The organism is Enterococcus sp. AMC1086, assembly GCF_058216575.1.
Window position 1 is genome coordinate 146,056 of record NZ_CM177100.1, and the last position, 26,196, is coordinate 172,251.

A 26,196-nucleotide genomic window follows, 5' to 3' on the forward strand; every position below is an offset into this window, starting at 1 on the left:
GACTTTTAATCCTTACAGTTTTAGCTTTTAGGAATTGTTGAGATCGAAGCAGAGCATAGTGATCAGCCTGCACAGCCAAATAGCGTAGGTACAACGCTAAGCTATGTATGAATATCATTTTTCTTTATTATAACGCAAACACCCCAAATTATAAATTGGTATAGCAAAAAAGCAATTGGTTCAGTTGAAAAACGATAAAGAGTAAGCTAAACTAAAACATGGCGCTATTTGAAGTCGAACTAAACTATTGAAAATAAAACAAATCTTAGGAGTGAAATAATTGGAAAACAAATATGTCATCATCCTCGCTGCGGGTAAAGGAACACGGATGAAATCCAAACTATATAAAGTGTTGCATCCTGTCGCTGGAAAACCAATGGTAGAACACATCATGGACCAAGTGGAAAAAACGAATCCAAGTGAAGTTGTGACAATTGTAGGCCATGGAGCTGAAGCAATCAAGAGACATCTAGGTGAACGCAGCCAATATGCTTTACAAGCAGAACAATTAGGAACTGGACATGCCGTTTTACAAGCAGAAGCCCACTTAGCAGGGAAGCAAGGTACAACACTTGTCATTACAGGAGATACACCGCTATTAACTGCTGAAACATTAGCGAATCTGTTTGATTATCATCAAGGAAAAAATGCCAGTGCGACGATTTTGACCGCTCACGCTGAAGATCCAACAGGATACGGTCGAATCATTCGTGATCATGTGGGGATTGTTGAAAAAATCGTGGAGCAAAAAGATGCGTCTGAACAAGAAGCTCGTGTTCAGGAAATTAATACAGGAACATTTTGTTTTGATAATGAAGCGTTGTTCAATGCTTTGTCTAAGATCAATACAAACAATGCACAAGGAGAGTATTATCTAACGGACATCATTGAAATCCTTAAAAAAGAAGGCAACACGGTTGCAGCATACCAAATGGCTGACTTTGAAGAAGCGATGGGAATCAATGACCGTGTAGCTTTAGCTGAAGCGAATAAAATCATGCACCGTCGTTTGAATACGATGCATATGAGAAATGGTGTGTCATTTGTGGATTCTGATTCAACATACATTGATGAAGGTGTTGTGATCGGTTCAGATACTGTGATTGAAGCAGGCGTACAATTAAAAGGCAAAACAGTGATTGGTGAGGATTGTTTTATCGGTGCTCATTCTGAAATCGTGGATAGCATAATCGAAGATAATGTAAAAATTTCGCAATCTGTTGTTGAAGAAAGTATTATTCGAAAAAATGCAGATGTAGGACCATTTGCCCATATTCGTCCTAAAGCTGAAATCGGTGAACGTGTTCATGTCGGTAACTTTGTAGAAATCAAAAATGCGACAGTGGCAGAAGATACGAAAGTGGGGCATCTGACCTACGTTGGTGATGCAGACTTAGGAAAAGATATCAACGTTGGTTGCGGTGTAGTTTTTGTCAATTATGATGGAAAAGATAAACATCGGACAACGGTCGGGGATCATGCTTTTATTGGCTCATCAACAAGTTTGATTGCGCCAGTGAACGTTGCAGCAAACTCAGTTATCGCAGCAGGTTCAACGATCACGGATGATGTGGCAGAATTTGATTTGGCGATTGCTCGCGCTAGACAGGTGAATAAAGAAGGTTATGGGAAGAAAATGCCGTATATGAATCATGAAAAATAAGCAATACAAAAGAGGAATGCTGTGATTTTGGCATTCTTCTTTTTTACTTTTTCATGGTCATTGTTTTGTTTTTATGTCATAATTGATGGCAAGTATAACATAAAGAAAATAATTTCGGGGTATTTTTATCAGGAAAAGGAGTGAGCGTATGGCATACCATACCTATGAATTTTTGAAAAGAAGACGGAATGATCCTAAATGGCGCGGAGCGTACATTTCTGCAAGAAATAAACGAATCATTTCATTTTTACTAGTGGGAAATTTGTTTCTTTGGGGCGCCGTTTTTTGGAGGTATATTGAACGTAATAATATAGACGTTATGGGGTATATCAACGAATTTATACAAAAAATTATGGATCGTTTAAACTAATGATATAAGATGCAATGAGAAAATAATAAGGAAATTAGGTATCTGGAAAAAGGAAAACGAATTTCTCCAGACATTTTAGCGAAAAATTGGCAGCAATGGAACATATGAAGACATTCCAAGAAGTTGCAAAACAAAGTATGTGAAGAGAGAACCAGCTCATTTAAAAGTTTTACCAGATAAAAAAAGAGGCGGAAACAGAAGTGTTTGACCTCGAAAAATAAGAAGAGGTTGCTTCTGCTTTCGCCGTTTGCTCATATCCTGTTGATTTATCCTAATTTCCGTTTTCGATTATAGTTAGAGAAACTGTAACCTGAAAGACCAATTACGAGGAAACCTAAACTAGCATAAGAAACAATTTTTTCACCCATTTTTGGGTAGTCAGCTGTTTTTCCAACGGGTTTTGGTTTTTTTATCTCATCCGGTTTATTTTTATCTGGATCTTTTGGATCTGGATTTGGTACGGGTTCGGGTTTATTTTGTTTATTGAACTCCGCTTCTGAAATTGAAATAATTCGTTTGCCTGGAAAGGCTTCTTTGTATTGAGATAAATCGATATTTGATGCAGCATCGTATAGACGAAGGGTTGTTGCTTGTTTGAGATGGTCAATCAAAACGGTATCTAAAGAAGGCCCTTCTTCCCGTTCGCCGCCTAGCATATCGTAGCCGTCACCGCCTGCTGCTAAGAAATCGTTCGTCGCCATATAATACGTCGCTTTTTCATCGATCGGTGCAAATGTTCCCGTCGAACGGTTTTGTACGTCAACTTGTAGAATTCGTTCACCGACGATCGTTTTGTCAGTTCCATTGCCTTCATCTGCTGGCAAAAGGGAACCTTTTTTTGTGGAATCATAGTAGACACGAATCGAGCTTGAAATGTGTAAGAAACCGCCATTTGCTCCTAATTTTGGCTGATTGAAGTCATCTAATAGAATAGCGCCATTTTCATCTTTTTGAGCCATCGAACGAAGAGAGAGCTCAAACATTTCTTTGACTTCAGCGCCAGTAACGCTGATTTGGGAGATACTGTTACCAAATGGCATGACAGCGATGATATCACCAAACGTTACTTTTCCAGGTTCGATATTTGCTCGAATACCACCACCATTTGTTACGGCGAAATCAGTTTTATTTTTAAAACCATGCTGTCCGTAATCTAACATTGCATCACCAATCAAGTTTCCTAAATTCGTTTCTCGTGTTCGTACGTTGTCACGCTCACCATTGAATTGATAAGGATTATTTTCAATAACAATTTCTGATCCCCATTGTTCATAGTTCGCTTTCGCTTTATCAACTAACGCTTTAACAGGAGGATTTTCTTCTAGAGTTGCTAAAGTGTCTGCTGGTGTTAATGAGGCAGTCTTTTTACTAAGATCAGTTAAATCAACATTAACTAACCCAACATTATTCAGATAATTTCCAGTTTGTGTATACATCACATTTCCAAATTGCTTTCCGCCATCAACAGCAGTATGTGAATGACCGTCTAGCACGGTGATATTTAAATCAGAAAATTCTTTGCTTAGCGTTTCAGCTAACGTATCTCCGCGCCATTCATGAGGAGTAGTTTCATCGATACCTAAGTGGCCAGTAACCACATATGCAGCGATTGTTTCGCCTGAATCTTTAATTTCTTTGATCACTTTTCTCGTTTCAGCTATTGGATCAGCAAAGGTCACATCAACGATATTATTTGGATGGGTTTTTGTGGCTGTTTCGGGTGTAGTCACGCCGATAATTGCGTATTTATTCCCACCTTTTTCAATGATTGTATAAGGTTCAAAGACCAAATTTCCCCCTTTAAATGTGTTATTTGATAGAATCGGGAAATTTAGCTCGTCTTTATATTCCAGAGCTGTTTCCAACCCAAAATCAAATTCATGATTTCCGACAGCCATGGCATCATAGCCAACTTCATTCATGATTTTAACCATATCTTTCCCTTTAGAGAAATTAGAAATCGGTAAGCCTTGGAAAGCATCTCCTGCATCAATCAAAAGATCTGGATTGATCATATTTTTATAAGTTTTCAAACGTGCCATACCTAAGACATCTTTCCCATTTCCTTCTAAACGTCCATGGACATCATTCGTATGCATGATCGTGATTGATTCTGAGTCTGGTTGATAACCTGCATTTTTTACATCTTGCTTGGTGATCGGCTTAACATTAGGCGTACGCCCATCTGCTGCAGGTTGAGTTTGCAAGGTACCATCGTTGACTAATTGGACGGCTAATTTGCGCCAGTTGTCATTAAAATGGTAGCCAATCACTTCCCAATTATTTTCGATTTCTTGTGCTGGATCTAGGGTTTGTTTTTCACGAATATAATCAGCAATCAGGCCACGTAATGTTTCAGGATCAGTAGATTTGATTGGTTCGCCTGCAACAAGACCTTGCGCTAATAACCCTTCGTAACGGTAATTATTCATAGCAATCGTGTAGTTTGCTGCAAGATCAACCGGTTTTCCGTCGATCGTTGGATTGATGATCCGTTTGCCTTTGGGTTTAGAAATGTCAATCTTATACGAAATTCCAGAAAAAATATCATAGTTATAAACTCTAATAGCTTCATTAAAACTGATTGTTAAATCATCAGGTCCAGGTGTATTGTAATAATCTGCTTGATTTTCCATATATTCTAGTAGATTTTTTCCAGTGATATTGACACTGACTAATGTGTTAGGGTATTTGTAAATATCGAAAATATTTGAATAAGAGATATCTCCTGCGTTCAATTTACTATCTGCTTTAAAGAGTGCAGAAGCGGCTAGTTGTGCGCCTGTTGCTTTTCGTTGCACATTATTGATTAGAGAAATCATCGCAGTCGGACGAAGTTGCGCTTCTGGGATTCCTTTCACCTCTTCAGCTGGTAAAAAATCGCCAGTAGCTGTTCCGATTTTTTCTGAAATGAATTCTCTTGTTTTGTTATGGTATTCTAGTGTTTCTGCTTTTAATGTTTCATCTGCTGGAACAGTTTTGGTACTTATAATTGCTGGGCTACTATTTTTGACTTGCCATTGTTCATTCGTTTTTTCAAGATCAAGCTCGATTTTGATCATTTCAGTTCCAGTATCTTTGGGTCCTGCGACAGGAACAGGTCCGTTTGGTCCTTGAACTTGCTCTGCGAAAGAACGGTGATCGTGACCTAAAATATAAGCGTCGATACCAGCGACGTTCTTGATGACTTGATCGGCGCTTGCAGATGGATCAGAATTTTGACGTCCAGCATGGATCGAAGCGATAATAATATCCGTATCATCTTTTAGTTCAGCAACAGCTTTTTCTGCTTCTTCTTTTAAAGGATTAAAGTAGAGACTGTCCACTTTAGCGCCGTCCCATAATGGAATTTGAGGTGTGGTAAGACCAATGATACCGACTGTTAAGTCTTTGGTGCCATCGCCATCCAAATCAATCTCTTTTTTCATTGTACCGCCAACAAAACGGTTATTTGATTCTTTGACATAGGTGTTAGCGGATAAAATAGGAAAATTAGCCTCTGTATTCAGTTTTTTGATCAAGTCTAATCCGAAATTAAACTCATGGTTCCCCAAAACCATGGCATCATACTTCATATAGTTCATCGCTTTGATCATTGGATTTGGTTTATCGATCAAAGGGGCTTTATTGTACAAGTCATCCGTTAAAATGGTTCCTTGATTCATATCGCCATTATCAATCAGAATCGTTCCTTTTGGGTTTTCCAAACGAATATTTTTTACGACAGAACTGACTTGAGAAAGTCCGACAGGTGTTTGCCTATCGTCTTCATATGACCAGTCCCATAGCTGGCCGTGGACATCTGAAGTCCCTAAAATGGTAAGGCGTTGTGATATCTCTGCCGCAGCAGTTGGAGTAGTGGTATCTTGTTCATTCGATGTTGGACTTGGAGCAGTAGAACTTTTTGGCTGCGTGGAATCTACAGTTTGTTGTTCGAATGCGAACGCCGTGGTAGTGCTAGCACCTGCTAGTAAACCTGAAACCATCAATACTTGTAACCCGAGATGTACTTTTTTCAAAACAGACTTTTTCACAAAATTCCTCCTTAATAATAATCAATGATCAACAGCTTCTTCGAAACTCTTGTACTATTCAACATCAGTTCATCTAAATTCACTGTGTTTCAAAGCAAAAGCGTAGTGAGCTTGTTGAACAATACAATGGACATAGATGAGTTGTAAAAATAATACGCTTTCATTTTTTTCGTCCAATTAAATAGTAATATATATTGTGTGTATTGTCATTAGTAAATACTCTAATTTTTCAAAAGAAAAGGATAAAATTTACATCTTTTGATTGGTTTCATTTTTTTTATGCGAAGATACGTCGATTTTTATTAGAAAATCGAATTAATTTGGAGGAATGCCCCAAAACCACTTGATTTATTTTGAAAAAGTGACTACTATTTATAAGGAAACTATTGTTCAGTAAAAGAAAGTGGAGGTCCTCATGTCAAAACATTATTTTGATCCAAGATTGAAAATCTTTTCTCTTAACTCGAATCGTCCATTAGCGGAAAAAATCGCTGCAGCTGTCGGTGTAGAATTAGGAAAATCTTCTGTCACTCAATTTAGTGATGGTGAAATTCAAGTAAATATTGAAGAAAGTATTCGTGGCTCTCATGTTTATATCATCCAATCAACAAGCAGTCCTGTCAATGATAATTTGATGGAATTGTTGATCATGATCGATGCATTAAAACGTGCTAGTGCAAAAACAATCAACGTTGTGATGCCTTATTATGGTTACGCACGTCAAGATCGTAAAGCCCGTGCTCGTGAACCGATCACAGCGAAACTTGTAGCAAATATGCTTGAAAAAGCAGGAGCAACTAGAATGTTGACATTAGATTTACATGCCGTCCAAATCCAAGGATTCTTTGATATTCCAGTGGATCATTTGATGGGCGCTCCATTGATTGCAGACTACTTTATGGAACACGGTATTCAAGGGGATGACGTTGTTGTTGTTTCTCCTGACCATGGTGGTGTGACGCGTGCCCGTAAACTTGCAGAATACTTGAAAGCACCGATTGCAATTATCGACAAACGCCGTCCAAAAGCGAATGTCGCTGAAGTGATGAACATTATTGGACATGTAGAAGGGAAGATATGTGTCTTGATCGATGACATGATCGATACAGCTGGGACGATTTCATTAGCTGCCAATGCATTACAAGAAGCTGGTGCAAAAGAAGTGTATGCTTCATGTACACACCCAGTTTTATCAGGACCTGCACTACAGCGCATTGAAGATTCTGCCATTAAACGTTTAGTTGTGACGGATTCTATCTACCTTTCTGATGATCGTAAAATCGATAAAATCGACGAAATCAGTGTGGGTGAGTTGATCGGTGATGCGATCAAACGTATTCATGAAAATAAACCAGTTAGTCCGTTGTTTGAGACGAAACGCAAATAAAAAATAGAGCCATTATCTCCTGTATGTAACTATACTGGAAATAATGGTTTTTTTGTTGTGAAAAAAATGATTTTAAATGGAAACTAGAAAGCTCAGACGTATTTTAGTGAATGAAGTTGGAAATTTAGTCCATTAATAATAGCTAATCTTTGAAAAAAAGTTACTATCGTCCTAATATATAAGTATAAAATGAATTGAGGGAGCGTGGACCAAATGAATAGTACAACTAGTTTTATAAAGTCATATCGATTTTTGCAAGTAGTCACTGGTGTAATGTACATTTTTATGGCGATTCTAGCATTGAGATACACACCTAATACATTGATAGAATCAATTCGAATTTTTGGTGTATTTTCTTTGATCAAAGGTATTTTTGAAATATTGAACAGAGCAAATATCAAAAAAAGAACCCGTCATAATCAGTATTCGTCTTTATTATTAGGCGTTGTTGATATCGTTATCGGAATTATAATGTTCGTAAATACTTCTTTAGATTTAGTAGAGTTGTCTATGCTATTTGGTATCTGGTTCATAGGCGATGCGGTTATTTCATTATTCTTGCTAGACTTGGCTAAAAAAATAGCTGAGATCTATTACTATGTTTCATTAGTCGTCTATTTAATAGGTGGTGTTATTGGCTTAACGTTATTAATAGCCGGAGATACGACGATTGTTACGGTTCCTGTGCTAATTAGTATTTACTTTTTATTATTTGGCTTTGTAAAATTAATGGGTGGTATGCTTAATCGTAGAGATGTTCATATGACAAGTGTTTAACTCCGAGAAATAAGAGGGAATTGTTTCTTCCACCGTCTATTCGGATTTTTCAAGGCTAGGATATAATTCGTAGAGTTATGTCCTAGCCTTTTTGATTTCTATTCTTTCGTTCCAGCTGCCATCTGTTCCCCATACAATTTTCCATCATACATCTTGAAAAATGGATAATAACAAACAACCGAAACGGCCAAATTAATCAGCGCGATCAACACAGCTTTAAAATCGCCGCCAGTTCCTAAAAATGCCCCAATTCCTACAGGAGAAATCCAAGGAATTCCAGTCGTCACTTTACTCACGAAACCAACAGAAGAAGCAAAGTAAGCAATTGTCACATTAATCATAGGTGTTACAATAAACGGAATGATCAAATATGGATTATAAACGATCGGTGCCCCAAAAATCACAGGTTCATTGATATTAAACAAACCAGGAAGCACCGCAGCTTTTCCAAGTACTTTAAGTTGATCTGATTTTGCCACAAAAATCATCAGTAAAACTAATCCAAGTGTACTACCAGCGCCTCCGATAAAGATATACATATTGATAAAGTCTCCAGCAAAAATATTGGTTCCGCCATTCACATTTTCAGTCAATGCAACGAGTAAAATCGGATTGATAAAACTATTTTTAATAACAGCAGTCCCGTGAACCCCAACAGCCCAAAGTAGATGGATCAACAGCATTATTACAATAATGCCCAACCAAGAACCAGTCAAATCTTTAACAAACTCAAAGGGTTTTGACAATAACCCATGTAAATCAGTATGAAATATCGCCAAAATCGTATTGATGATCAACATCACAAATGCAATAAAAATAGCAGGAATCAATGAAGCGAATGCTTTACTCACACCATCAGGAACCCCTTCAGGCATTCGAATCGTAAGATTTTTTTTCACGCAAAAACGATAAATTTGAGTCGCAATCACAGCAGTGATGATCCCAATGAAAATCCCAACGCCGCTAAAGCGAGTAACCCAAGCACCAAGTGCGACCCCGTTATATACGATCGAGGTTTCACTTTCAGATTGAATCAGTTGTGCGCCGCCATCAACGATATCTGTTTGTACGATCGTCATCAAAAAGGCAAATAGCCCTAAAATAGCCCCAACAAAACTACTCAACCCGTCACTTTCTTCTTTCCGATAAATATCTGTTAAGTAATACGCAGTCGCCAAACAGTAAAAAATTGCGATCGACCCAATCGACATGGTAGTAGCCACGCTATAGATCGGTGCGAATTTCAAAATGGTGTTCTCAAAAAAAGGTGCAAGTGGCGGAATGATTTGCGGCAGATTATTGATGATCAAGAAAATCGATCCGACGATCGTAAAAGGTACTGTAATGATACCCGCTTGCATAATGGCCCGAATAAAGCGCAAATTCGCAACTTTATTCAAAGGCGGCATCAGTTTTGTTTCTAAAAACGTAAATACTTTATTCATTTTTTTCTCCTTTTCTTATGAGGGCAATTGATTCGTTTCGATCAATGTTTGATACCAGTAAAAACTATCTTTTTTATATCTAGCCAGTTCCTTTTCATCATGTTCTGTGCGGTCGACATAGATAAAACCATAACGTTTACTAATTCCTTCATGAACACTGATCAGGTCGATCGCTGACCACGGACTGTAACCAATCAAATCAACGCCTGCTTCGATGGCCTGTAAACATTGGTCAAGATGTTGTTCCAAATAGTTGATGCGATAATGATCGTGAATTTTGCCATCTTCGGTCAGTTCATCTTTTGCACCTAAACCATTTTCAGTAATGATGATTGGTAAATGATAGCGGTCATAAAGTGTTTGTAACGTAGTTTTCAACCCATCTGGATCGATTGTCCAGTTGAATTCATTTTTATTCAAATAAGGATTGGTAAAGCCTTTATAAAAGCCCCATTCCATAATATCTTCACTTTGCTGATCACTAATACCGTTTGCCATCCCATCTTTTTCGGTCGGCTTTTCTACAGTGACAGTCGTGTAAAAATTCATGGCAATGAAATCCGGGAAGTGATTTTCCATTAATTCCTTATCTTCTGACGCGAATTCGATCGTGATATTGTTACGGTTTAGATAGTCTTTAAATACAGTATTGTATCGACCGAAACAAGAGAAGTCGAGATAAGCCCAATTTCGAACACTATTAAAATAAAGCGCCGCTTGATTATCCATAGGTTTGCTAGTTGCTGGATAAACGAAGGAAATATTTGGAACAGGTCCGATTTGTCCACCTTCAACGAATTCATGACACCCTTTGAATGCATATTTTTCAGCAATCATGAGATGATGAAACTGTTGGTATTTTTCTTGTAGGGGAATATTTTTTCCTAGAATTTTTTTATCGACTAACAGCATAATGTTTGGCTCATTGATCGTCAACCAGTGTTTTACACGGTCTCCATAGGCTTCAAACAAGGTTTCAGCATAAATTTTGAAGGCATCTACTGTAGGGCGAACGCTCCAACCACCTTCATCTTCTAAAGCTTGAGGTAAATCAAAATGATTCAATGTGATATAAGGTTGAATGCCATATTTCAATAACTCATCAATGACATCGCTATAATGTTGCAATCCTTTTTGATTGATTTCGCCTCGTCCTTTTGGAAAAATTCGTGTCCATGCGATCGAGAAACGAAAAACTTTAATGCCCATTTCAGCTAATAAACGAATATCTTCTTTGTAATGATGATAGTGATCCACTGCTACTGTAAAATCAGCGATTTCATGATTGTCTCTTTTTCGGGTATCTTGAACACTTAGGCCTTTACCATCAGTTTGATAAGCACCTTCTGTTTGATGGGCGGAAATTGAAGCGCCCCATAGGAAATTTTCTGGGAATGTATGTGTCATTGGTTTCTCCATTCTATATTTTTTAAAAAGCGTTCTCTTTGGTTTTAGAATAAGTGATTGTTTGGATAATTTCAATACTCTCTCTATCAATTTGGTTACGTAAGAAAAAGGGAACTATTCTAGTATACCTTTTTTATCTCAATAACACTTTAACGGGGATTCTTTAAGTTTAATAGCTTATTAATATAGTAGGTGGGCCAAGGAATCGTTCAAGTTTAACAGAAAGAAAAAAAGGTTGTGACAGTTTTAGTCATATGCAGAGTTTGTCTTTTTTGGGAAAACTTTTAGCTCAAGCAGCTAGATGAATGCCCGGTATTCTTAAAATTATTCACAGTATTGATAATTTTTCGCTGAAAAGACAGCTTGTTTCATTAAGGATTAGATGCTATATTTTGTTAAACAAGCTAGCAGAACGCCAAAGGATGAACACACATTGCGTTTTGGCTGTATTTGTTTCAGCCGTTGTATTAAATTGAATGTATATGATTGTTTTTGTACGTATAAGTTTTTCCATGGATTTAAACATTAGGAGGTGAATAGCTTGGAAATAATGAATAAAATTTCAGATTTTTTTGACGAGCGACGACGAACGAAGCATAAACGGATCAAAGAAAAAAACGATAAGTTACGAGCGAAAGGGAAAACACCTCTCAAAAAAGGGTGGGGAAAGATGGTAAATACTGGAACGGGTGGCATTAATCATGATCCTAGTACAAGAGTATTTGATGTTGCCCAACAGCAAAAAAATATCTCTGAAGAACATGAAATCAAAGAACGTCGCTCTGGTGATGTCAAGAGGAAATAAAGAACGATAGTGAAGAGGCTAGGTTTTAAACGCTGCTGCTCCAACCTCTCTACATTCTTTTTTACTATAAACTTTTGTTGCTCTAACGATTAGATTTTGGTAAGATTATAGTGTAATAATTATAATGAAAATGAGGGGAGTAATAATGAAAACAATAAAAGGGTTGATGTTGGGAATCTTGTTTAGTTCTGTATGTTTATCATTTTCGATGATTTCGTTTGCTACAGAGGATAGCTCTGAAGTAGAAATAGAAGCAACTCAATCATCTGAAACGCAGACCAAAGTGACGGAAGCAAAAAAAGAAATCGATCTTACACCAAAATTCAAAATCAAAGAAATCAAAACGACTATTGGTGGGAAGGGCACAGTAGAAGTTGAACAAATCGAAGGGATGAAAGATCTTAAAGGAACTTTCAAAACGACTGTAGCAGATCAAAGTGTTCTTTCAATTACTGACCAAGGCCAATGGCAAGGGTTAAAACAAGGAAAAACAAAAGCAACATTGGATTTTGAATGGGATAAAGAATCGCTACAAAAAATTCAAGAAAAGTATCCCGATCACCAATTAGTCAAAAAAGATATCGTTCAAGAAGTACCAGTTGAAGTGACAGAAACAAAAGAAGTAAATGTGGATATCACCCCTAGTTTTAATGTTGGAACAATCCGTGCCAAAATAGGGGAAACGGGTCAATTTAAAGTTGCTCCGATGGGGGGAGTAGCCAATCCCAAAGGAACCTATCTCGCCTATATTCCAGAGGATTCTAAAGGGATAATTTCTGTTGATGCAAATGGGAAATGGACGGCCTTAAAAACTGGAAAGGTGGATTTTGTGCTAGATTTCCAGCTTTCAGAAGAATCAATGAAAGAAATTCAAGATAAAAATCCAGGTAGCACATTGAAAGCGCGGTCTATTGCTAGTCGTGTTAAAGTAGAAGTTAAGCCTGTCGGAACATTAAATATCACTCCACGAATCGATCTCACGTCTATCAATGGAAAAGTTGGTGACACAGGGCAAATAAAAGTGAAGCCTATTGAAGGAATCAAAGATGCTACAGGTTCGTTTGTTCCACGTATCTCTGATCCGTCAATCATTGAAATAGATTCAGCAGGAAAGTGGAAAGCGCTAAAAGCTGGTACTACTTCTTTCACGTATACGTATAACTGGTCAGATGAAACAATGAAAAAGTTGGCTGAAAAGTATCCAGGATACGAGTTTTTTGTAGAAGAAAGTGCGCAAGTAGTTGAGGTGAAAATCACTGAAAATACTACAAGTTCAACAAAACCTATTGGAACAACCAAACCTGTCGGTAAAAAATTACCTGCAACAAATGAGTCAAGTACAAATATGATTTGGCTTACAGGCTTGTGTCTTGTGTTTTTGACAGTAATCGGCTGGTATAAAATAGAAACAAATAAATAGATAATAGAGGCTCTTTGTCAACTAATGTTGGTGAAGAGTATCTAAAGAATTAAACCAATGATGAAGAGAGCCTAGAGAGAAATATCTCTAGGTTTTTCTATAAGACAATCAAAAAAAATTTTGATTTACAAAAATTTGAATCAAACTTGTAATGCCTATAACCAAAATTGAACCTATTATATTTTTGACTATTGAAAATAATAAATAATTATGATGCATCACAAATTTATTTTTCATTGAAAAATTTCTCTTTTAAATACTTCTTTTGCTTCTCTTTATTTATTCTATCCCACTGACTTAATCCTGCCATATAATAAATAAAGAACCCTAACATCAATCCTATAATTATTAATAAACTTAGTTTTTCTCTAAAAATATATAAACTTAATGCACCAACAATACTTGGAATTAATAACAATAAATACTTATTATTTAATCTAGGTATCAACCATGTTTGTGCTGCCAATAGCACTAACAATATAATGACATTTAGACTCATCTATAACATCTCCTTATGTTTTTTATAAATCAAGCTAGCGATTTCTGAAAATAAAATATCCATCAGAAACAAAAATATCTAAATACTCTTTTAAAGCATCTTGTGAATATCTAGCTTTTCCTATCTGTTCATTAATACATTGTAGTTTCTTTTTAACTTTTGAGTATGAATATCCTTTTTTACACATTCTTGATATGTTACCTTCAGATAATAAAAAATCAATCATAAAATTTTGATCTTCTAAACTAAAATTAGAGAAATAATTTTCCATTTTTACCTCCTTTAAAAGACACCTGCTACAGTCTCCTTTCATTTTTAATTTTAAAACAAACTGCACCACCATGTCAAACAAAATTTACAACAGTAAAATAATAGTTATTAATTAGAATTAAGTAAAACATATACATAAACAAGAAAAGACTATAAAGAACACAAGGACATCCTCATAACTTTATAGTCTTTTTTCAATATTTAATATAATTTAAAAGTCAATGTCTTTTTAGCCATTTTTCAATTTGATCTATTGTCCATCCTTGTCCGATAAACTGCATGACTTGTTTGTAGAATTTTTTAATTAATGGCCACCCAAACTTTGCAACTAGTTTTGCGATTGCTCCCATATACTAACACATCCTTATTTTAAATATGTTTTTTAATCCAATCGATAATTTTGTTAATTGCCCATCCTTCTCCAATAAACTGCATGATTTGTTTGTAATACTTTTTAACAATAGGCCATCCAAACTTTGCTATTAATTTTGCGATTGCTCCCATAATATATCTCCTCCAATTTTTTTTATTACATATTCATTGTATATTAAATATTAATGAAAAAAATACTTGACAAAATATATTTTTTGCAAATTAAAGATTTGTTGTTGAAAACACTAGCTTTTCATAATCAAATTTATTTTTTCTTAGAGAAAATTTTTTTAAAAATAGATAAAAATTTTAATATTTAATATTAATTGACATTGAAATATTCTGTAAAATATGACTATACTAATTATATATAAGTATGTTTATTCTTTTATTTTGATTATTTCTTTTGCTTTAAACTGCACTTCCTCATGGTAATAAGTGTAAAAAGCTTACATGGTTTATACTTAGTATGCGATATCTGATTAGCTAAACTAAATTGGACAGGTAAATAAGGTATGTAAACTAAAAAAGGATTCTTAAAATAAAACATCCTCTCAAAAATTTAACTTTTGTGAGTTGCTTTCTATTTTTAGGAATTCCTCTTTTTATGCTGTTAGAAACAACTCCAACGAGATATGATACAAATTTTCATTTTAGTTCTACTACTAGTCCCCCATAGAGAGATATGGGATTAACTATACTGATAAAGCTTTTCAATGGAACCTTAATTTTTTGAAATTGTGGAGAAAAACATCCTTTTTGGTCAGATTAGTTAGCCTATATTCCTTAAATTTACTGTCATTAGCGCGAAACCAATTTCATTGTGTGTTTGTTGTTTCCCTTGAACAGAGAACCGAATGAACTCTAAGCAAGATTTCAAATGTCTGAAAGCTGGTTCGACATCAATTTTTTGTTGGCGATAGATTTTACCTGTTTCTTCTTCTGAAAGTAGTGGTTGAATCGTTGCTTTAAAGTATTCCCAGTTCATATTCTTTTGAATTTCACGATTCTTATCACTCTTCGCTCTTGTACATTTTGGACTAAGAAACGTATCCTCTAATTCTTAGTGCGGTCAGTTTGTGGGAAGGAAAGAATTTTGTTTAAACCTTTTCTTTTGTTCTTTATGGTACATGGCATAAGTAATGAGCGGTGTCCATTCAGGGTTTTCTAAAACAACTTGATAATTTTCTTCTTTGTTATAGCCCTATATCTGCGACAATATAGTTTGGTAGCTCAAAGAAACGCTCCTTTAAAGTAGTTAAAAAAGGGCGCAGTATCCGTGTATCTGTTGGATTGAAGAAAAGATCGTAGCCTAAAATGTATTGACTGTTGGTGGCGATTTGAAGATTATAGTCTGCTTTTAATTGACCATTTTTCATATGATTGTCTTTCATGTACATAAATGTGGCATCAGTGTCTGTTCGAGAGTAGCTGTTTCGTTGTTCTAGAATCTGTCCATGTTTTTGATAAGCGAGTTTTCGCGCTTTAAAGTTTTGGAAAAGTTTCCTTAATTTTTTAGAAACTTTTCGTATAAAACGGATTGATTTAAGAGTGATTCCATCTTCTTCATCATCATTTTTTTCTAATTGAAAGCTAAAATCGAGAGGAAGAATGTCTTGATTTGTGGTGTGATTTTTAAATATAAGAATACTTCGCTAGTTTATTTGAGTAGTTACTTTTATTTTAGCAAAGGTATTCTTAATTTTGTGCAAAAAAAATCCAGATACCTATCAATTTGACTGGTATCTGGATTTTTCGTTAGGACTTATGTCCTAAACTCCACTTTTATCAAGTCTTGACTATCAATACTTTTTAAGTTTTGATAGTCCCTCCTGAAGAAAAAATGAGTAAGACAATCTTACTCAAAATTTTTATTAATCTGAAAACTAGTATATCTTTCTTCTATGACCTACTTCTAACGCAAGAACAATTAATTCATTTTCTTCTATTTTACAAATCACTCGATAGTCACCAATTCTGTATCGCCACTTTCCGTTGTAATTTCCAACAAGTGATTTTCCAGATTTTTTTGGGTTATCAGTATTATCTATATTTTTAGATAACCATTTCAGTATCATTCTTGCAGTAAACTTATCTAGCTTTGCTAATTGTCTATCAAATTTTGGTGTAGTTTCTACTCTATAGTTTGGCAATTAATCTACCTCATACTTTTTCAAAAGATTTGCTAAAAGATTACTTTCTCTAGTTTTTAAGTATTCTTCATAAGCAATATCTCCAATATGTGCATCATAGCTATCTTCTAAACTTTCTAAAGTAGACGTTCTTAACAAATCTGATAAACTTTTGCCTTCAAATTTTGCCATTTCATCAAAAAATTTCTTTTCCTCATCGGAAACACGAACAGTAATAGTTGCCATATTTAGACACCTCTTTCTTCATTAGTATATTTAAATTATATCATGAACACAAATGTGTGTAAACATACTTGTGTTCATGGCTTAATAAAACTAGAAATATTCTGTCCCAAAAACGAATGTTTTTGGGATTCGCATATTTTTACAAACCACCTAAACAAGAAAAGCAACACTACAGAATAATTATTCCCGTAGTGTTGCCTTATATACCTAACTAAAGTATTAATTCCATCGCTCGTATCTTTTGCTTCTTTTATCTTTTATTCTATTTTTAGTGATCAAAGTAAGTTCGACTTCTTTGCAATTTTCTTCAATACTGTCATTTATTTTTAAACTTCTAGGAGTATATGTTTTTCTCCCATCCGAAGAATTTTCTGGAGTCAACTCAATACTATATGAGTTGCTCCCAGGGTACTTAAATATAATAAAATAAATATTATCACTTTCTAGCCTGAAGTGTTGTGCCCCTCTGTAATAGTTGTATAGATAGTGCAGTCGATAATATTTAACATTTGATATAAAAATAGGCAGCCAATTAATTTCTCTTGATTTTCATTAAACCATCTGCTGTTGCCTTTTTTTAATTTCTCTAAGTCCCAGTCTCTCTTTAAACCTTCAAAAATTGCTTCACTATGATAGGTTGGCAATCCATAATGGTGATTCCTCGATAATCCCATTAATGCGGAATATTCGTGTTAAGAACGTTTATTTTTATTTCAGAAAAATCAGGTAGATTCGTCGAATAAATATATTCAAAATGGGATACATACTTCTCTATTGAATTAAGTAATTGACTCATTAAAATAAAGTTTGGATTAATATTTCCATCGAAACTTTCCAACCATTCTTCACCGTAATTCATAATTTACCTCCAAAAAAAAGAGAGAGGAAACCTCCTCTCTCTTTCCACGAATTGGTTTCACCCATCGCTAACTATCGCCCTATCTTACCTCAAGGGAAGGTAGTCCCACTAGTATTTTTCTTTCAACTAATAGTTAATTGAAAGCCCGTAGGCGAGTACAAGCCGTAGTCACTAGCTCGTAATTATATACTATTAATGTCTTTCTACATAACTAATATAGCATCTTTTCTCATAGTTATCAAAAGCTTTTACTATAATTCTTTCAATTTAAAAACCATTTCTGAAAAACGATTAACAAATCTGACTCAACGTGCTTCAGTCAGATTTTAAAAGTATCGATCGAATAAAATCAAGTAATAAGAATCAGGATAATAGTCTATCAAATGTTACGATCATAGGTAATAAAAATTTGCATAACAATACGACTAACATAAAAATCATCGTTATCTAGCTAAAGATAAGACGGTTATTCCTTGTCATTTTTAAGCATATCTACAATCAATTTTTAATTGAAGCCATAATAAAACTTGGAATCAATTGAATTACTTCTAATGTGGACAAAAGGCTTTTCCTTTCGCTAGACTCGATACATACAATCATATGCACTGACTCCTAAAGAGCGACATCGCGATAATTTAGGTTGCCACAATATAGAGTGGATTCGCATCATTTTTGATAAATTAAATTACCTTCATCATAATACTATACGTAATAATATAAAGATAAATAGTCATACAGCAATAGGAATACTGTATTTTATAATAATTCTACTAAGTGTTTTTCCAGTTTTTCTTTCTTGTTCAAATTTTGGATCAAACCGATATTCTATAAATTCCTTTGGACTTCGTGAAAAAATAAACCATTTGTCCTTTTTAATAAATAGCCAAAACCGACTACCACCAAACTAATAAAAAATAATAGAACCTTTTGCTTTCAAATTCTATTATTTAATTTCTATAACTGGTAATATCGAAATAAAAACAAGCAAAATTAATTGTATGATATTCTCTACCATGATTTATTTCTTAGGTTGTGGATGCCGTATTTTTTCTTCTGATAAGCCTAAATAAGTAAATAGTCTGATTTGTAATTAGTGTACTTTTTTTAGTTGTATCTGTACACTTGACTTTGACATTATGGTAAGGTTTAAATTAATAAGAGAGAAGGGAGCATTCGTATGCGTACATATGTAAACAAACAGGAATTGATTGCAGAAATAAAAAAAAGATATGACATGTATGATGGAGAATTTGAACAGATACCGGAAACTTTAAAAAATGAACGAATTGAAGAAGTCGATAAAACGCCATCTGAAAATTTGTCTTATCAACTTGGTTGGGTGAATTTGATTCTTCAATGGGAGAAAGAGGAACAAGCTGGAAAAACAGTGGAAACGCCTGCTCCAGGATATAAATGGAATAAATTAGGTGGTTTGTATCAGTCATTTTATGAAGAATATGGCAAGTACAGTATTGCTGAACAAAGGGAAATGCTAAGAGAAGCTGTTGATGAAATGTGTACTTGGCTGGCAACACTTTCTGAACAGGAATTATTTGAACCGGCACAGCGAGATTATGCAACAACAAAAGCGATGTGGCCTTTGTATAAATGGGTGCATATCAATACGGTTGCTCCTTTCACCAATTTTCGAACAAAAATCCGTAAATGGAAAAAATTGTCTAAATCTAATGAATCAAAAAATGAGTAAAAGACAATAAAAATGATCTTTTACTCATTACTTTTTGATTAGAGCTGGTAATTTAAATTTCTATAAATAGAATAATGGCTTATTTATTTAATAAGACTCTCGTATTTCTAAATGTGTCGTATCGTACAACACGCGAGCATGGTTTTCTTTGATTAATTTTTTTTCTACTAAATTTCCTGTTCTTTTATCGATACATTTTCTAAAAATCTGTCCATTACGAAAAACCTGACCATCTTCTTTTGAAAAATATTCCTTTTCAGCTCGAATATGGTAACTATAAGCTTGTTCATTATCAGAGCGAAGTTCCCCATTAAGATGGGTGTCGCTGACAGAAATAATCAGTTGATAGGTGTGATCGGTATTATTTTTAAAGCGATAATCTAAATAATTATAAACGATCGATGTTCCCGTTCCAAAAGGGATTTTACGACCATAATCTGGAAAAAGATCCAAGCCATCATGATGGTGATGCTCAGTGATTTCTAGTGGTGAATGAAGAATGATCCAGTGAATCAAATTAGTAAATTGACAAAGTCCCCCACCCAGTCCAGGACGAACAGCGTCATTAAAAATTGTCACCCCATCTTTATACCCTTTGCTTGATGAGCATGTACCAACTAAATACCAAAAAGAGAAAGTTTCATTTGGCTTGATTAGAATGTTTGATACTTTTGGTGCAGCTAGACTTAGATTAGTTGCTTTATTTTCTTGTAAAGTTAAATCTGTATTTCCTAATTGTCTACGAATCAAAGAGGTATGCTTGTAAACGGATACAGGCAAAAGTTCTTCTTTTTTAGTTTTAGCAAGCTGCTCTTGTTGGAGAAAATCTCGTAGTTTTCTCTGAAAAATATTTTTTTTAATAGAGATTTCATATGTGAGTGGTGATAGTTCGCTAAATAACTTCCTTTTCATTATGTCGTAACCCCATTTCTTTCTATGTAATGATATTGTAACATAAATGACTTTTGATTGAAATCTAAATGTAATTTTTTGTGACTATATTTTTAATATAGTTAGTAAAAGATAAAGAGGCTAGGAGATAACTCGTAGAGTTATCTCCTAGCCTTAAGGAATCCGAATAAACGCTGTCCCAACCTCTTTGTTTTTATTTTTTAGATTGTTACTAATTGTTCTACAGTAAGTTCTGTCATTGAAGCAACCTGTAAGTCAGCGCCAACTAATGTTTCCGTTGCGGAAATTCCTATAGCATACATTCCGGCTGCCTTGATCCCTTCGATACCAGCTTGGGCATCTTCGAATCCAATCGCATCTTTTGGCTCGATATTAATACTTTCGGCTGCTTTTACAAAAATTTCTGGGTCAGGTTTGCCATTTTTCAATGTTTCAGGATCAACGATATGTCCGAAGAAGTCAAGAACACCTAGTTTTTCTAAAATCATCGGAGCATTTTTAGAAGCTGAAGCGATTGAGCAAGGAACATTTTGTTCTTTTGCTTGGACTAAAAAATCATGAACACCTGGCAATAAGTCTGCCTCAGAAAGATTTGCCAAAAGTTTAACGTATTCATCATTTTTTGTTTGAGCTAGTGCTTCTTTTTCAGCTAAAGTAAAATCATTTTCTCGCTGTCCATAAGCTAAAATTTTATCTAAAGAATCCATACGACTGATTCCTTTTAATGTCTCATTGAATGCCTCATCGATTGTGATACCTAGAGTTTTTGCTAAATTTTTCCATGCAATATAGTGGAATTTTGCTGTATCAGTAATCACGCCGTCTAAGTCAAAAACAAAGCCTTTTTTCATGTGTATTCTCCTGTCTTATGTTTAGTAGTTGATTGTTGTTTTTTTATTGGCAATTAATTTGTAAGGTTGATCTTTGATGATTACCGTTGTGTCATGGGAAGGACAAACTTGAACAGCGTTTTCTGAAACAGTCAAGTCATAGTGAATCCCTTTGTGTTCAACATTAAACGTCATCTCCGTCCAGTTTTTCGGTAAATTTGGCTGGATCGTAAGGTTGTTCTTTTTAATATCAATTCCAGCATAAGTAGTCAATGTAACATAAATCGTTGCTGCCATCACACCTGTGTGGATTCCTTCAGCGGTTGTTCCGCCTTGAATATCCTGATAATCAGAGTGTAAAGCTTCTTGGTATAATGTCCAAGACAAATCATGGAAAGCAACTTCTTCGGCTAACTGCGCATGAACGATTCTTGATAAAGTTGAACCGTGAGAGGTTCTGTTTAGATAGTACAAAAGATTTTTTTCAAGATAATCTGCAGGTAAATCGTAACCCAATTCCCCTAAAATTTCATCTATTTTTTCCTTATTTAAATTGTAGAATAACATTAAAGTGTCTGCTTGTTTGGAGACTTTATAATCATCAGGAGATTGGCCTTCTGCTTTTAAAATACGGTCCATTCGATAGATATTGCCGTATTTTTCTTTAGCTTTTTCCCAATCGATTTCTTTTAAATCAAAATAGCCTTCATACTGAGCGATGATCCCATCTTCGTTGACTTCGATCGATAAGCGTTTGCGAATGTCTTTCATTTTTTCAAGATGTTCTTGCGTGATGCCAGTTTTATTAAACAAATCTGCTTGTTCTTGCGTATTTAATAATGAAAGGATGTTTTCTAATTCTTCAAATAGCCAGACGACCATCAAATTGGTATAAGCATTATTTTTTAAGCCACTTTCGTCACTATCAGGATAAGCTTCATGAAATTCATCAGGTCCCATGACTTTATCGATATAATAGCGATTGGTCGTTTCATCAAATGTTGTAGCACTACGCCAGAAATTAGCGATTTCTACTAACATTTCAGCGCCGTACTCTTTGATGAATGCATCATCGTTAGAATTATTCCAATACATCCAGATATTGTAAGCAATTGCCAATGAAACATGGCGTTGAAGAATGCTGTGGTCTTCACCCCATTCACCGTTCAAAGGATTCAAATGAAGCTTTTGTGTGTCTTCACTACCATCAAGACCAGATTGCCATGGATACATCGCGCCAGCATAGTTACTCTCAAGAGCATTTTCTTTGGCTTTATTTAAGCGATTATAACGATACATCAACAGCTGTTTAGCTGTTTCTGGGAAATGGAGAATGTAAAAGGGCAAGATAAAGATCTCGTCCCAGAAAATATGACCACGATAAGCTTCACCATGCAAGCCACGAGCTGTTACCGAAACGTCTAAATCATTATTATTAAATGGAGAAGCAGAAACTAATAGATGATACGTATGGATTCTCAATAGCTTTTGCGACATCAAATCACCAGTTACTTGAATATCTGATTTTTTCCAAAGGGTTTCCCAAGCATCAGCACTCTCAGTAAATTCTGTATCAAAAGAAGTAGCTAAAAGTAAAGGTGTTTCCCAATTATTCTCAGCTATAGAGGCTTTAACTTGTACCTGTTTTTCGAAAGTATAGGTGTTGTTTTGCTCAGCCAAGAAAGTAATTTCTTGTTCAATGATTTCTTTACCAATCGTATTTTTTATCGCATCAGCTTCAAAAAAATCACCAGTAATAGTTGCTGTTTGTTGGACACTAATTTTTGATTGATTCGTTTGTACCTCTATCATTGCACTGTTTTTTTCTGCAAGCAATTGGGTTACATGGAAATGCTTAGCAGTTAGATTGCGATAACGCTCAACATTAAAATTGTAGACAGAACCGTCAGTGGTTGTCTTAAGTATGATATTTTTAGAAAAATTCAATGCCTGAATTGAATATTGGATGCTGTAATTGTTCATTTTAGCCATATTGACTACTTTTTTTGCGATTATTTTCAATTGATGCTGGTGATTATCTTCAATGATCATGTGAGAAGTAAATAGGCCTGTTTTCAAGTCAAGATTTCTGTGTAGATAATGCAAAGTTGATTTTTCAAGTGATAGCCACTCGTCTGTTCCTTCTACTTGAATACTGATATGTTGATTATCTGGTGTATTAACAAAATCTTCATTTTCAACGATTTGACCTGCAACTTCGGATTCTTCTTCATTATAAAGTCCAGCAATATAAGTAGCAGGATAATGGTCTTTTGACAAGGTCATTTCAGGTACCGTACCACGCAAGCCCATAAAGCCGTTACCGATCGTCAGTAAGGACTCAACAGAGTATTCTTCTTTGCCAGGAGTATAGCCAAAATAATCTAAATTCCAAGTTAAAGCTGCTGTTTTTTCCTCAAATGCTGTAGTTAAATCGGGAGCATTGTCTAATTCCGTGACTGTAAGAATAGGGAAGTTTAGTAATTCTGAAAAATGTTTGATAAGATTTTCTAGACCTGTGTTCAAAACGGTTGATCGTGTATTTTGAGTATAAAATTCTTCTCCTACGTTATTAAAAACAGCACCCTTAACTGCAGGAAATTGTTCTTTGATTTGTTCAGCCAAAATTTCTGCAGTTTTAGGCAATTCAAAATCAGAGAAGGAAATTGTTTGCTCTGAGAGTAGAGAGTCTTGTGTTTTCTCCTGAATATGTAAGCTGTTTTGCGTGAGTGTAAGTAAAAGATAGTTTATCATAAAAGGCTCCTGACTAAGATTTATTTTAACTTGTATAGACATGTTAATGTTTTCGTTTTCATTATAGTATGAAATGTTTGTAAATACAAGTCAGATAATCAAAAAGAATTGTTTCACGTTGAAAGTCTACTTATTGAGAAAGCTATTTTTTTAAGGAAGAATGTGCTATCATTTTCTTTGAGTATCCTGAGATGGAGGGAAGGACATGAATAAATTTCATGATATATTTTTAGAGCTTGAAAAGGGAATTTTAGATGGAGATTATCAACCAGGAACCTTATTACCAAGTGAAAATCAATTAGTTGAACAATATTCCGTTTCAAGAGAAACAATCCGTAAAGCGCTTAATTTGTTGATCAATACAGGGTATATCCAAAAGAAACAAGGCAAAGGATCGATTGTATTAAATGTTCGAAAATTTGATTTACCAATTTCTGGTGTTATCAGTTATAAAGAGCTGCAAAGTGCGCAACAAATACATAGTGTCACTAGGGTTGTGGAACTAAAAGAAGAGCGTGTCAGTGAATCTTTAGCACGTTTAACTGGATGGAAGAAAGAGGCTGAGGTTTGGCGTTTGGTTCGACAAAGAGAGATTGATGGAGAAGTGGTGATCGTTGACATTGATTATTTACTAAAAGAAATCATTGATGACTTACCTGAAGATCGAGCGGCCGATTCTATTTATGATTATTTTGAGAACGAATTAGGACTGGCAATCAGTTATGCACAAAAAGAAATCACCGTGGAATCGGTAACAGAATATGATCGTAAATTAATGACTATCCACGAAGACATGCACGTGGTGGTCGTTCGCAGTGTCGTTAGTCTAGAAGATACACGTTGTTTTGAGTATACAGAGTCTAGACATAGATTAGACAAGTTCAAATTTGTTGATTTTGCTAGACGAAGGAAAGCCTAAAGAAAAATTGATCACTTTTAGGAGTTGAAAATTGTGTATACAGGAATCATTTACTTTATTGTCATTATTTTAGCGAATACAGTTGGTGCGATTTCAGGAATGGGCGGCGGTGTCATCATAAAACCTGTGTTAGATACGTTACACTTCCATCCCTTAGTAGCAATTTCATTTTATTCTAGCGTAGCAGTTTTTACCATGTCGATTGTCTCTACTCTTAGGCAGATGAAGAATGGATTAAGGTTAAAAATCCCAATAGCAGTGCTGGTATCTTTAGGTTCTGTGATAGGCGGGATTTCTGGAAATTCGGTATTTGAGTCTTTATTACGGTTATTTTCTGATGAAAAATACGTTCAATTGATCCAAATTATTCTGACAGTCGTAACGTTGCTATTTGCTTATTTCTATACAAAAATTGGTAATAAACGCACTTTGGATTTGTCTCATCCTGCTTGGTATGTGATTGTTGGCTTATTTTTAGGATTTATTTCTACTTTATTGGGAATTGGCGGGGGACCGATCAATGTTGCGTTGTTGATGTTATGCTTTGGAATTCCAATCAAAGAAGCAACCGTTTATTCGATCGTTACGATTTTCTTTTCACAAGCAGCAAAACTACTTACGATCGCTCAAGGAACTGGGTTTGGACAGTTTGATCTTTCTATTCTGTTGTATGTGATCCCAGCGGCTATTGTGGGTGGTTTCGTAGGAGCATTGATCAGCGGGAAAATTTCTTCTGAACGAGTGACTCAGGTTTATCAAATTGTGATTCTTTTGGTATTGTTGTTAAATATATGGAATGGCCTACAATTGTTCATTTAATTAAGTAAATAGTAAAAAAATAACTGAATCATTCGATTTTAGATGCTGTTATTCATGCTATAATAAAGTTTCAAATTTAATGAGTAAGAGGAGAATGAAAGTGAAAAAAGTGGTTCAGGTTGGGGTATTGATTATAACAAGTATGGTAATTGTTGGCTGTGCTTCTAGTACAGCTGAGGAAATTGAGATCAATGAAGATAAGGTTCCGTCGGTTTATTCGGTCATTGGTGAGAAGAAAATCGTCGGAACCAATAGCGAAATAAAAAATAAAGATCGTATAACAACATTGACATATAAAGCTGGAAGTATCAGCGAAAAAGAAATGAAGCAATACATTGATCATTTACGAGAAGAAAAGTATGTTGATACATTGGATTCAAAAGATACGGTAGAAGGAACAATGACCCAGATTGGGAAAAAATCGGTATCAGATGGAAATGTTGTGTTGATTGACTTTTTATATCCAGCAATGGATAGTGAAGGGGTCAAAATCACGTATCGTTCAGGTCCAAGTAAGTTAAAAGAAAACGAATAAATCAGGTTGAAAGGTTAATTCATTTGCTTGATT

Annotated in this window: 24 protein-coding genes and 1 pseudogene; 10 read left to right on the top strand and 15 right to left on the bottom strand. The window is 35.0% G+C overall.

The window, feature by feature from the left end:
• Positions 1-280 precede the first annotated feature (280 nt).
• Both glmU and AC4BC4_RS00620 read left to right on the top strand, forming a co-directional pair.
• The gene (gene glmU, locus AC4BC4_RS00615) at positions 281-1,663 is read left to right on the top strand and encodes a bifunctional UDP-N-acetylglucosamine diphosphorylase/glucosamine-1-phosphate N-acetyltransferase GlmU (protein WP_490476415.1); all 1,383 of its coding nucleotides are present in this window, start codon (positions 281-283) and stop codon (positions 1,661-1,663) included.
• Positions 1,664-1,811: 148 nt separating this feature from the next.
• Positions 1,812-2,033, top strand: a complete 222-nt coding sequence (locus AC4BC4_RS00620) for a hypothetical protein (protein ID WP_438757652.1) — start codon at positions 1,812-1,814, stop codon at positions 2,031-2,033.
• Positions 2,034-2,299: 266 nt separating this feature from the next.
• Here AC4BC4_RS00620 and AC4BC4_RS00625 read toward each other — a convergent pair whose 3' ends face one another.
• On the bottom strand, positions 2,300-6,067 hold the full coding sequence (locus tag AC4BC4_RS00625) for a 5'-nucleotidase C-terminal domain-containing protein (protein ID WP_490476416.1): 3,768 nt from the start codon (positions 6,065-6,067) through the stop codon (positions 2,300-2,302).
• Positions 6,068-6,482: 415 nt separating this feature from the next.
• Here AC4BC4_RS00625 and AC4BC4_RS00630 point away from each other — a divergent pair, with 415 nt between their 5' ends.
• Both AC4BC4_RS00630 and AC4BC4_RS00635 read left to right on the top strand, forming a co-directional pair.
• Positions 6,483-7,454, top strand: a complete 972-nt coding sequence (locus AC4BC4_RS00630) for a ribose-phosphate diphosphokinase (protein ID WP_438757650.1) — start codon at positions 6,483-6,485, stop codon at positions 7,452-7,454.
• Between the two features lie 213 nt (positions 7,455-7,667).
• Positions 7,668-8,231: an HdeD family acid-resistance protein gene (locus tag AC4BC4_RS00635; protein WP_438757649.1), complete on the top strand. Its 564-nt coding sequence runs from the start codon at positions 7,668-7,670 to the stop codon at positions 8,229-8,231.
• 98 nt (positions 8,232-8,329) lie between these two features.
• Here AC4BC4_RS00635 and celB read toward each other — a convergent pair whose 3' ends face one another.
• Positions 8,330-9,676, bottom strand: a complete 1,347-nt coding sequence (gene celB / locus AC4BC4_RS00640; protein ID WP_438757648.1) for a PTS cellobiose transporter subunit IIC — start codon at positions 9,674-9,676, stop codon at positions 8,330-8,332.
• 15 nt (positions 9,677-9,691) lie between these two features.
• The gene (locus tag AC4BC4_RS00645) at positions 9,692-11,083 is read right to left on the bottom strand and encodes a glycoside hydrolase family 1 protein (RefSeq protein WP_490476417.1); all 1,392 of its coding nucleotides are present in this window, start codon (positions 11,081-11,083) and stop codon (positions 9,692-9,694) included.
• A gap of 550 nt (positions 11,084-11,633) precedes the next feature.
• Between AC4BC4_RS00645 and AC4BC4_RS00650 the strand changes: the two genes are divergently transcribed.
• Together AC4BC4_RS00650 and AC4BC4_RS00655 are read left to right on the top strand one after the other, a co-directional pair.
• A complete protein-coding gene (locus AC4BC4_RS00650) occupies positions 11,634-11,888 on the top strand; it encodes a hypothetical protein (protein WP_438758845.1) in 255 nt (84 codons plus the stop codon).
• Between the two features lie 145 nt (positions 11,889-12,033).
• Positions 12,034-13,308 (top strand): LPXTG cell wall anchor domain-containing protein, encoded by a 1,275-nt coding sequence (locus AC4BC4_RS00655; protein ID WP_438757646.1) that lies wholly within the window; start codon positions 12,034-12,036, stop codon positions 13,306-13,308.
• Between the two features lie 226 nt (positions 13,309-13,534).
• Here AC4BC4_RS00655 and AC4BC4_RS00660 read toward each other — a convergent pair whose 3' ends face one another.
• From AC4BC4_RS00660 to AC4BC4_RS00700, 9 genes and pseudogenes are all read right to left on the bottom strand, one after another.
• Positions 13,535-13,807 carry a hypothetical protein gene (locus AC4BC4_RS00660; protein WP_438757644.1) on the bottom strand — a complete coding sequence of 91 codons (273 nt, stop codon included), beginning with the start codon at positions 13,805-13,807 and terminating at the stop codon, positions 13,535-13,537.
• Positions 13,808-13,841: 34 nt separating this feature from the next.
• On the bottom strand, positions 13,842-14,078 hold the full coding sequence (locus AC4BC4_RS00665; RefSeq protein ID WP_490476418.1) for a hypothetical protein: 237 nt from the start codon (positions 14,076-14,078) through the stop codon (positions 13,842-13,844).
• Between the two features lie 217 nt (positions 14,079-14,295).
• Positions 14,296-14,427, bottom strand: coding sequence for an enterocin L50 family leaderless bacteriocin (locus AC4BC4_RS00670; protein ID WP_490476419.1), 132 nt, complete (start codon positions 14,425-14,427; stop codon positions 14,296-14,298).
• Between the two features lie 19 nt (positions 14,428-14,446).
• Positions 14,447-14,581: an enterocin L50 family leaderless bacteriocin gene (locus tag AC4BC4_RS00675; protein ID WP_490476420.1), complete on the bottom strand. Its 135-nt coding sequence runs from the start codon at positions 14,579-14,581 to the stop codon at positions 14,447-14,449.
• Between the two features lie 640 nt (positions 14,582-15,221).
• A pseudogene (locus tag AC4BC4_RS00680) lies at positions 15,222-15,482 on the bottom strand (transposase); the annotation flags it as partial.
• A 163-nt stretch (positions 15,483-15,645) separates the two neighbouring features.
• Positions 15,646-15,849, bottom strand: a complete 204-nt coding sequence (locus tag AC4BC4_RS00685) for a hypothetical protein (RefSeq protein ID WP_490476421.1) — start codon at positions 15,847-15,849, stop codon at positions 15,646-15,648.
• A 486-nt stretch (positions 15,850-16,335) separates the two neighbouring features.
• A complete protein-coding gene (locus AC4BC4_RS00690) occupies positions 16,336-16,602 on the bottom strand; it encodes a type II toxin-antitoxin system RelE family toxin (protein ID WP_490476422.1) in 267 nt (88 codons plus the stop codon).
• The gene (relB, locus tag AC4BC4_RS00695) at positions 16,603-16,827 is read right to left on the bottom strand and encodes a type II toxin-antitoxin system RelB family antitoxin (protein WP_490476423.1); all 225 of its coding nucleotides are present in this window, start codon (positions 16,825-16,827) and stop codon (positions 16,603-16,605) included. It lies immediately after the preceding gene.
• 673 nt (positions 16,828-17,500) lie between these two features.
• Positions 17,501-17,686 (bottom strand): hypothetical protein, encoded by a 186-nt coding sequence (locus tag AC4BC4_RS00700; protein WP_490476424.1) that lies wholly within the window; start codon positions 17,684-17,686, stop codon positions 17,501-17,503.
• Between the two features lie 1,177 nt (positions 17,687-18,863).
• Between AC4BC4_RS00700 and AC4BC4_RS00705 the strand changes: the two genes are divergently transcribed.
• Positions 18,864-19,394, top strand: a complete 531-nt coding sequence (locus AC4BC4_RS00705; protein ID WP_438757643.1) for a ClbS/DfsB family four-helix bundle protein — start codon at positions 18,864-18,866, stop codon at positions 19,392-19,394.
• Positions 19,395-19,481: 87 nt separating this feature from the next.
• Here the strand turns inward: AC4BC4_RS00705 and AC4BC4_RS00710 are convergent, their stop codons facing one another.
• The 3 genes from AC4BC4_RS00710 to AC4BC4_RS00720 form a co-directional block, all read right to left on the bottom strand.
• Positions 19,482-20,306, bottom strand: coding sequence for a VanW family protein (locus AC4BC4_RS00710; protein WP_490476425.1), 825 nt, complete (start codon positions 20,304-20,306; stop codon positions 19,482-19,484).
• 200 nt (positions 20,307-20,506) lie between these two features.
• Entirely contained in the window at positions 20,507-21,157 is a 651-nt protein-coding gene (pgmB, locus tag AC4BC4_RS00715) for a beta-phosphoglucomutase (RefSeq protein WP_438757641.1), read from the bottom strand.
• Between the two features lie 21 nt (positions 21,158-21,178).
• Entirely contained in the window at positions 21,179-23,887 is a 2,709-nt protein-coding gene (locus AC4BC4_RS00720; RefSeq protein ID WP_490477332.1) for a glycoside hydrolase family 65 protein, read from the bottom strand.
• 208 nt (positions 23,888-24,095) lie between these two features.
• Between AC4BC4_RS00720 and treR the strand changes: the two genes are divergently transcribed.
• The 3 genes from treR (at position 24,096) to AC4BC4_RS00735 (ending at position 26,163) form a co-directional block, all read left to right on the top strand.
• Entirely contained in the window at positions 24,096-24,809 is a 714-nt protein-coding gene (gene treR / locus AC4BC4_RS00725) for a trehalose operon repressor (RefSeq protein ID WP_490476426.1), read from the top strand.
• Positions 24,810-24,842: 33 nt separating this feature from the next.
• Positions 24,843-25,628 (top strand): sulfite exporter TauE/SafE family protein, encoded by a 786-nt coding sequence (locus tag AC4BC4_RS00730; protein WP_490476427.1) that lies wholly within the window; start codon positions 24,843-24,845, stop codon positions 25,626-25,628.
• A gap of 100 nt (positions 25,629-25,728) precedes the next feature.
• Positions 25,729-26,163 carry a hypothetical protein gene (locus AC4BC4_RS00735; RefSeq protein ID WP_490476428.1) on the top strand — a complete coding sequence of 145 codons (435 nt, stop codon included), beginning with the start codon at positions 25,729-25,731 and terminating at the stop codon, positions 26,161-26,163.
• Positions 26,164-26,196: the final 33 nt, after the last annotated feature.

Excerpts from the sequence above, each read along its gene's own strand:
- AC4BC4_RS00620 (WP_438757652.1), top strand. The coding sequence starts at position 1,812 with ATGGCATACCATACCTATGAATTTTTGAAAAGAAGACGGAATGATCCT.
- AC4BC4_RS00630 (WP_438757650.1), top strand. The coding sequence starts at position 6,483 with ATGTCAAAACATTATTTTGATCCAAGATTGAAAATCTTTTCTCTTAAC.
- AC4BC4_RS00635 (WP_438757649.1), top strand. The coding sequence starts at position 7,668 with ATGAATAGTACAACTAGTTTTATAAAGTCATATCGATTTTTGCAAGTA.
- celB (WP_438757648.1), bottom strand. The coding sequence starts at position 9,676 with ATGAATAAAGTATTTACGTTTTTAGAAACAAAACTGATGCCGCCTTTG.
- AC4BC4_RS00645 (WP_490476417.1), bottom strand. The coding sequence starts at position 11,083 with ATGACACATACATTCCCAGAAAATTTCCTATGGGGCGCTTCAATTTCC.
- AC4BC4_RS00650 (WP_438758845.1), top strand. The coding sequence starts at position 11,634 with ATGAATAAAATTTCAGATTTTTTTGACGAGCGACGACGAACGAAGCAT.
- AC4BC4_RS00655 (WP_438757646.1), top strand. The coding sequence starts at position 12,034 with ATGAAAACAATAAAAGGGTTGATGTTGGGAATCTTGTTTAGTTCTGTA.
- AC4BC4_RS00660 (WP_438757644.1), bottom strand. The coding sequence starts at position 13,807 with ATGAGTCTAAATGTCATTATATTGTTAGTGCTATTGGCAGCACAAACA.
- AC4BC4_RS00665 (WP_490476418.1), bottom strand. The coding sequence starts at position 14,078 with ATGGAAAATTATTTCTCTAATTTTAGTTTAGAAGATCAAAATTTTATG.
- AC4BC4_RS00670 (WP_490476419.1), bottom strand. The coding sequence starts at position 14,427 with ATGGGAGCAATCGCAAAACTAGTTGCAAAGTTTGGGTGGCCATTAATT.
- AC4BC4_RS00675 (WP_490476420.1), bottom strand. The coding sequence starts at position 14,581 with ATGGGAGCAATCGCAAAATTAATAGCAAAGTTTGGATGGCCTATTGTT.
- AC4BC4_RS00685 (WP_490476421.1), bottom strand. The coding sequence starts at position 15,849 with ATGTACATGAAAGACAATCATATGAAAAATGGTCAATTAAAAGCAGAC.
- relB (WP_490476423.1), bottom strand. The coding sequence starts at position 16,827 with ATGGCAACTATTACTGTTCGTGTTTCCGATGAGGAAAAGAAATTTTTT.
- AC4BC4_RS00700 (WP_490476424.1), bottom strand. The coding sequence starts at position 17,686 with ATGAATTACGGTGAAGAATGGTTGGAAAGTTTCGATGGAAATATTAAT.
- AC4BC4_RS00705 (WP_438757643.1), top strand. The coding sequence starts at position 18,864 with ATGCGTACATATGTAAACAAACAGGAATTGATTGCAGAAATAAAAAAA.
- AC4BC4_RS00710 (WP_490476425.1), bottom strand. The coding sequence starts at position 20,306 with ATGAAAAGGAAGTTATTTAGCGAACTATCACCACTCACATATGAAATC.
- pgmB (WP_438757641.1), bottom strand. The coding sequence starts at position 21,157 with ATGAAAAAAGGCTTTGTTTTTGACTTAGACGGCGTGATTACTGATACA.
- treR (WP_490476426.1), top strand. The coding sequence starts at position 24,096 with ATGAATAAATTTCATGATATATTTTTAGAGCTTGAAAAGGGAATTTTA.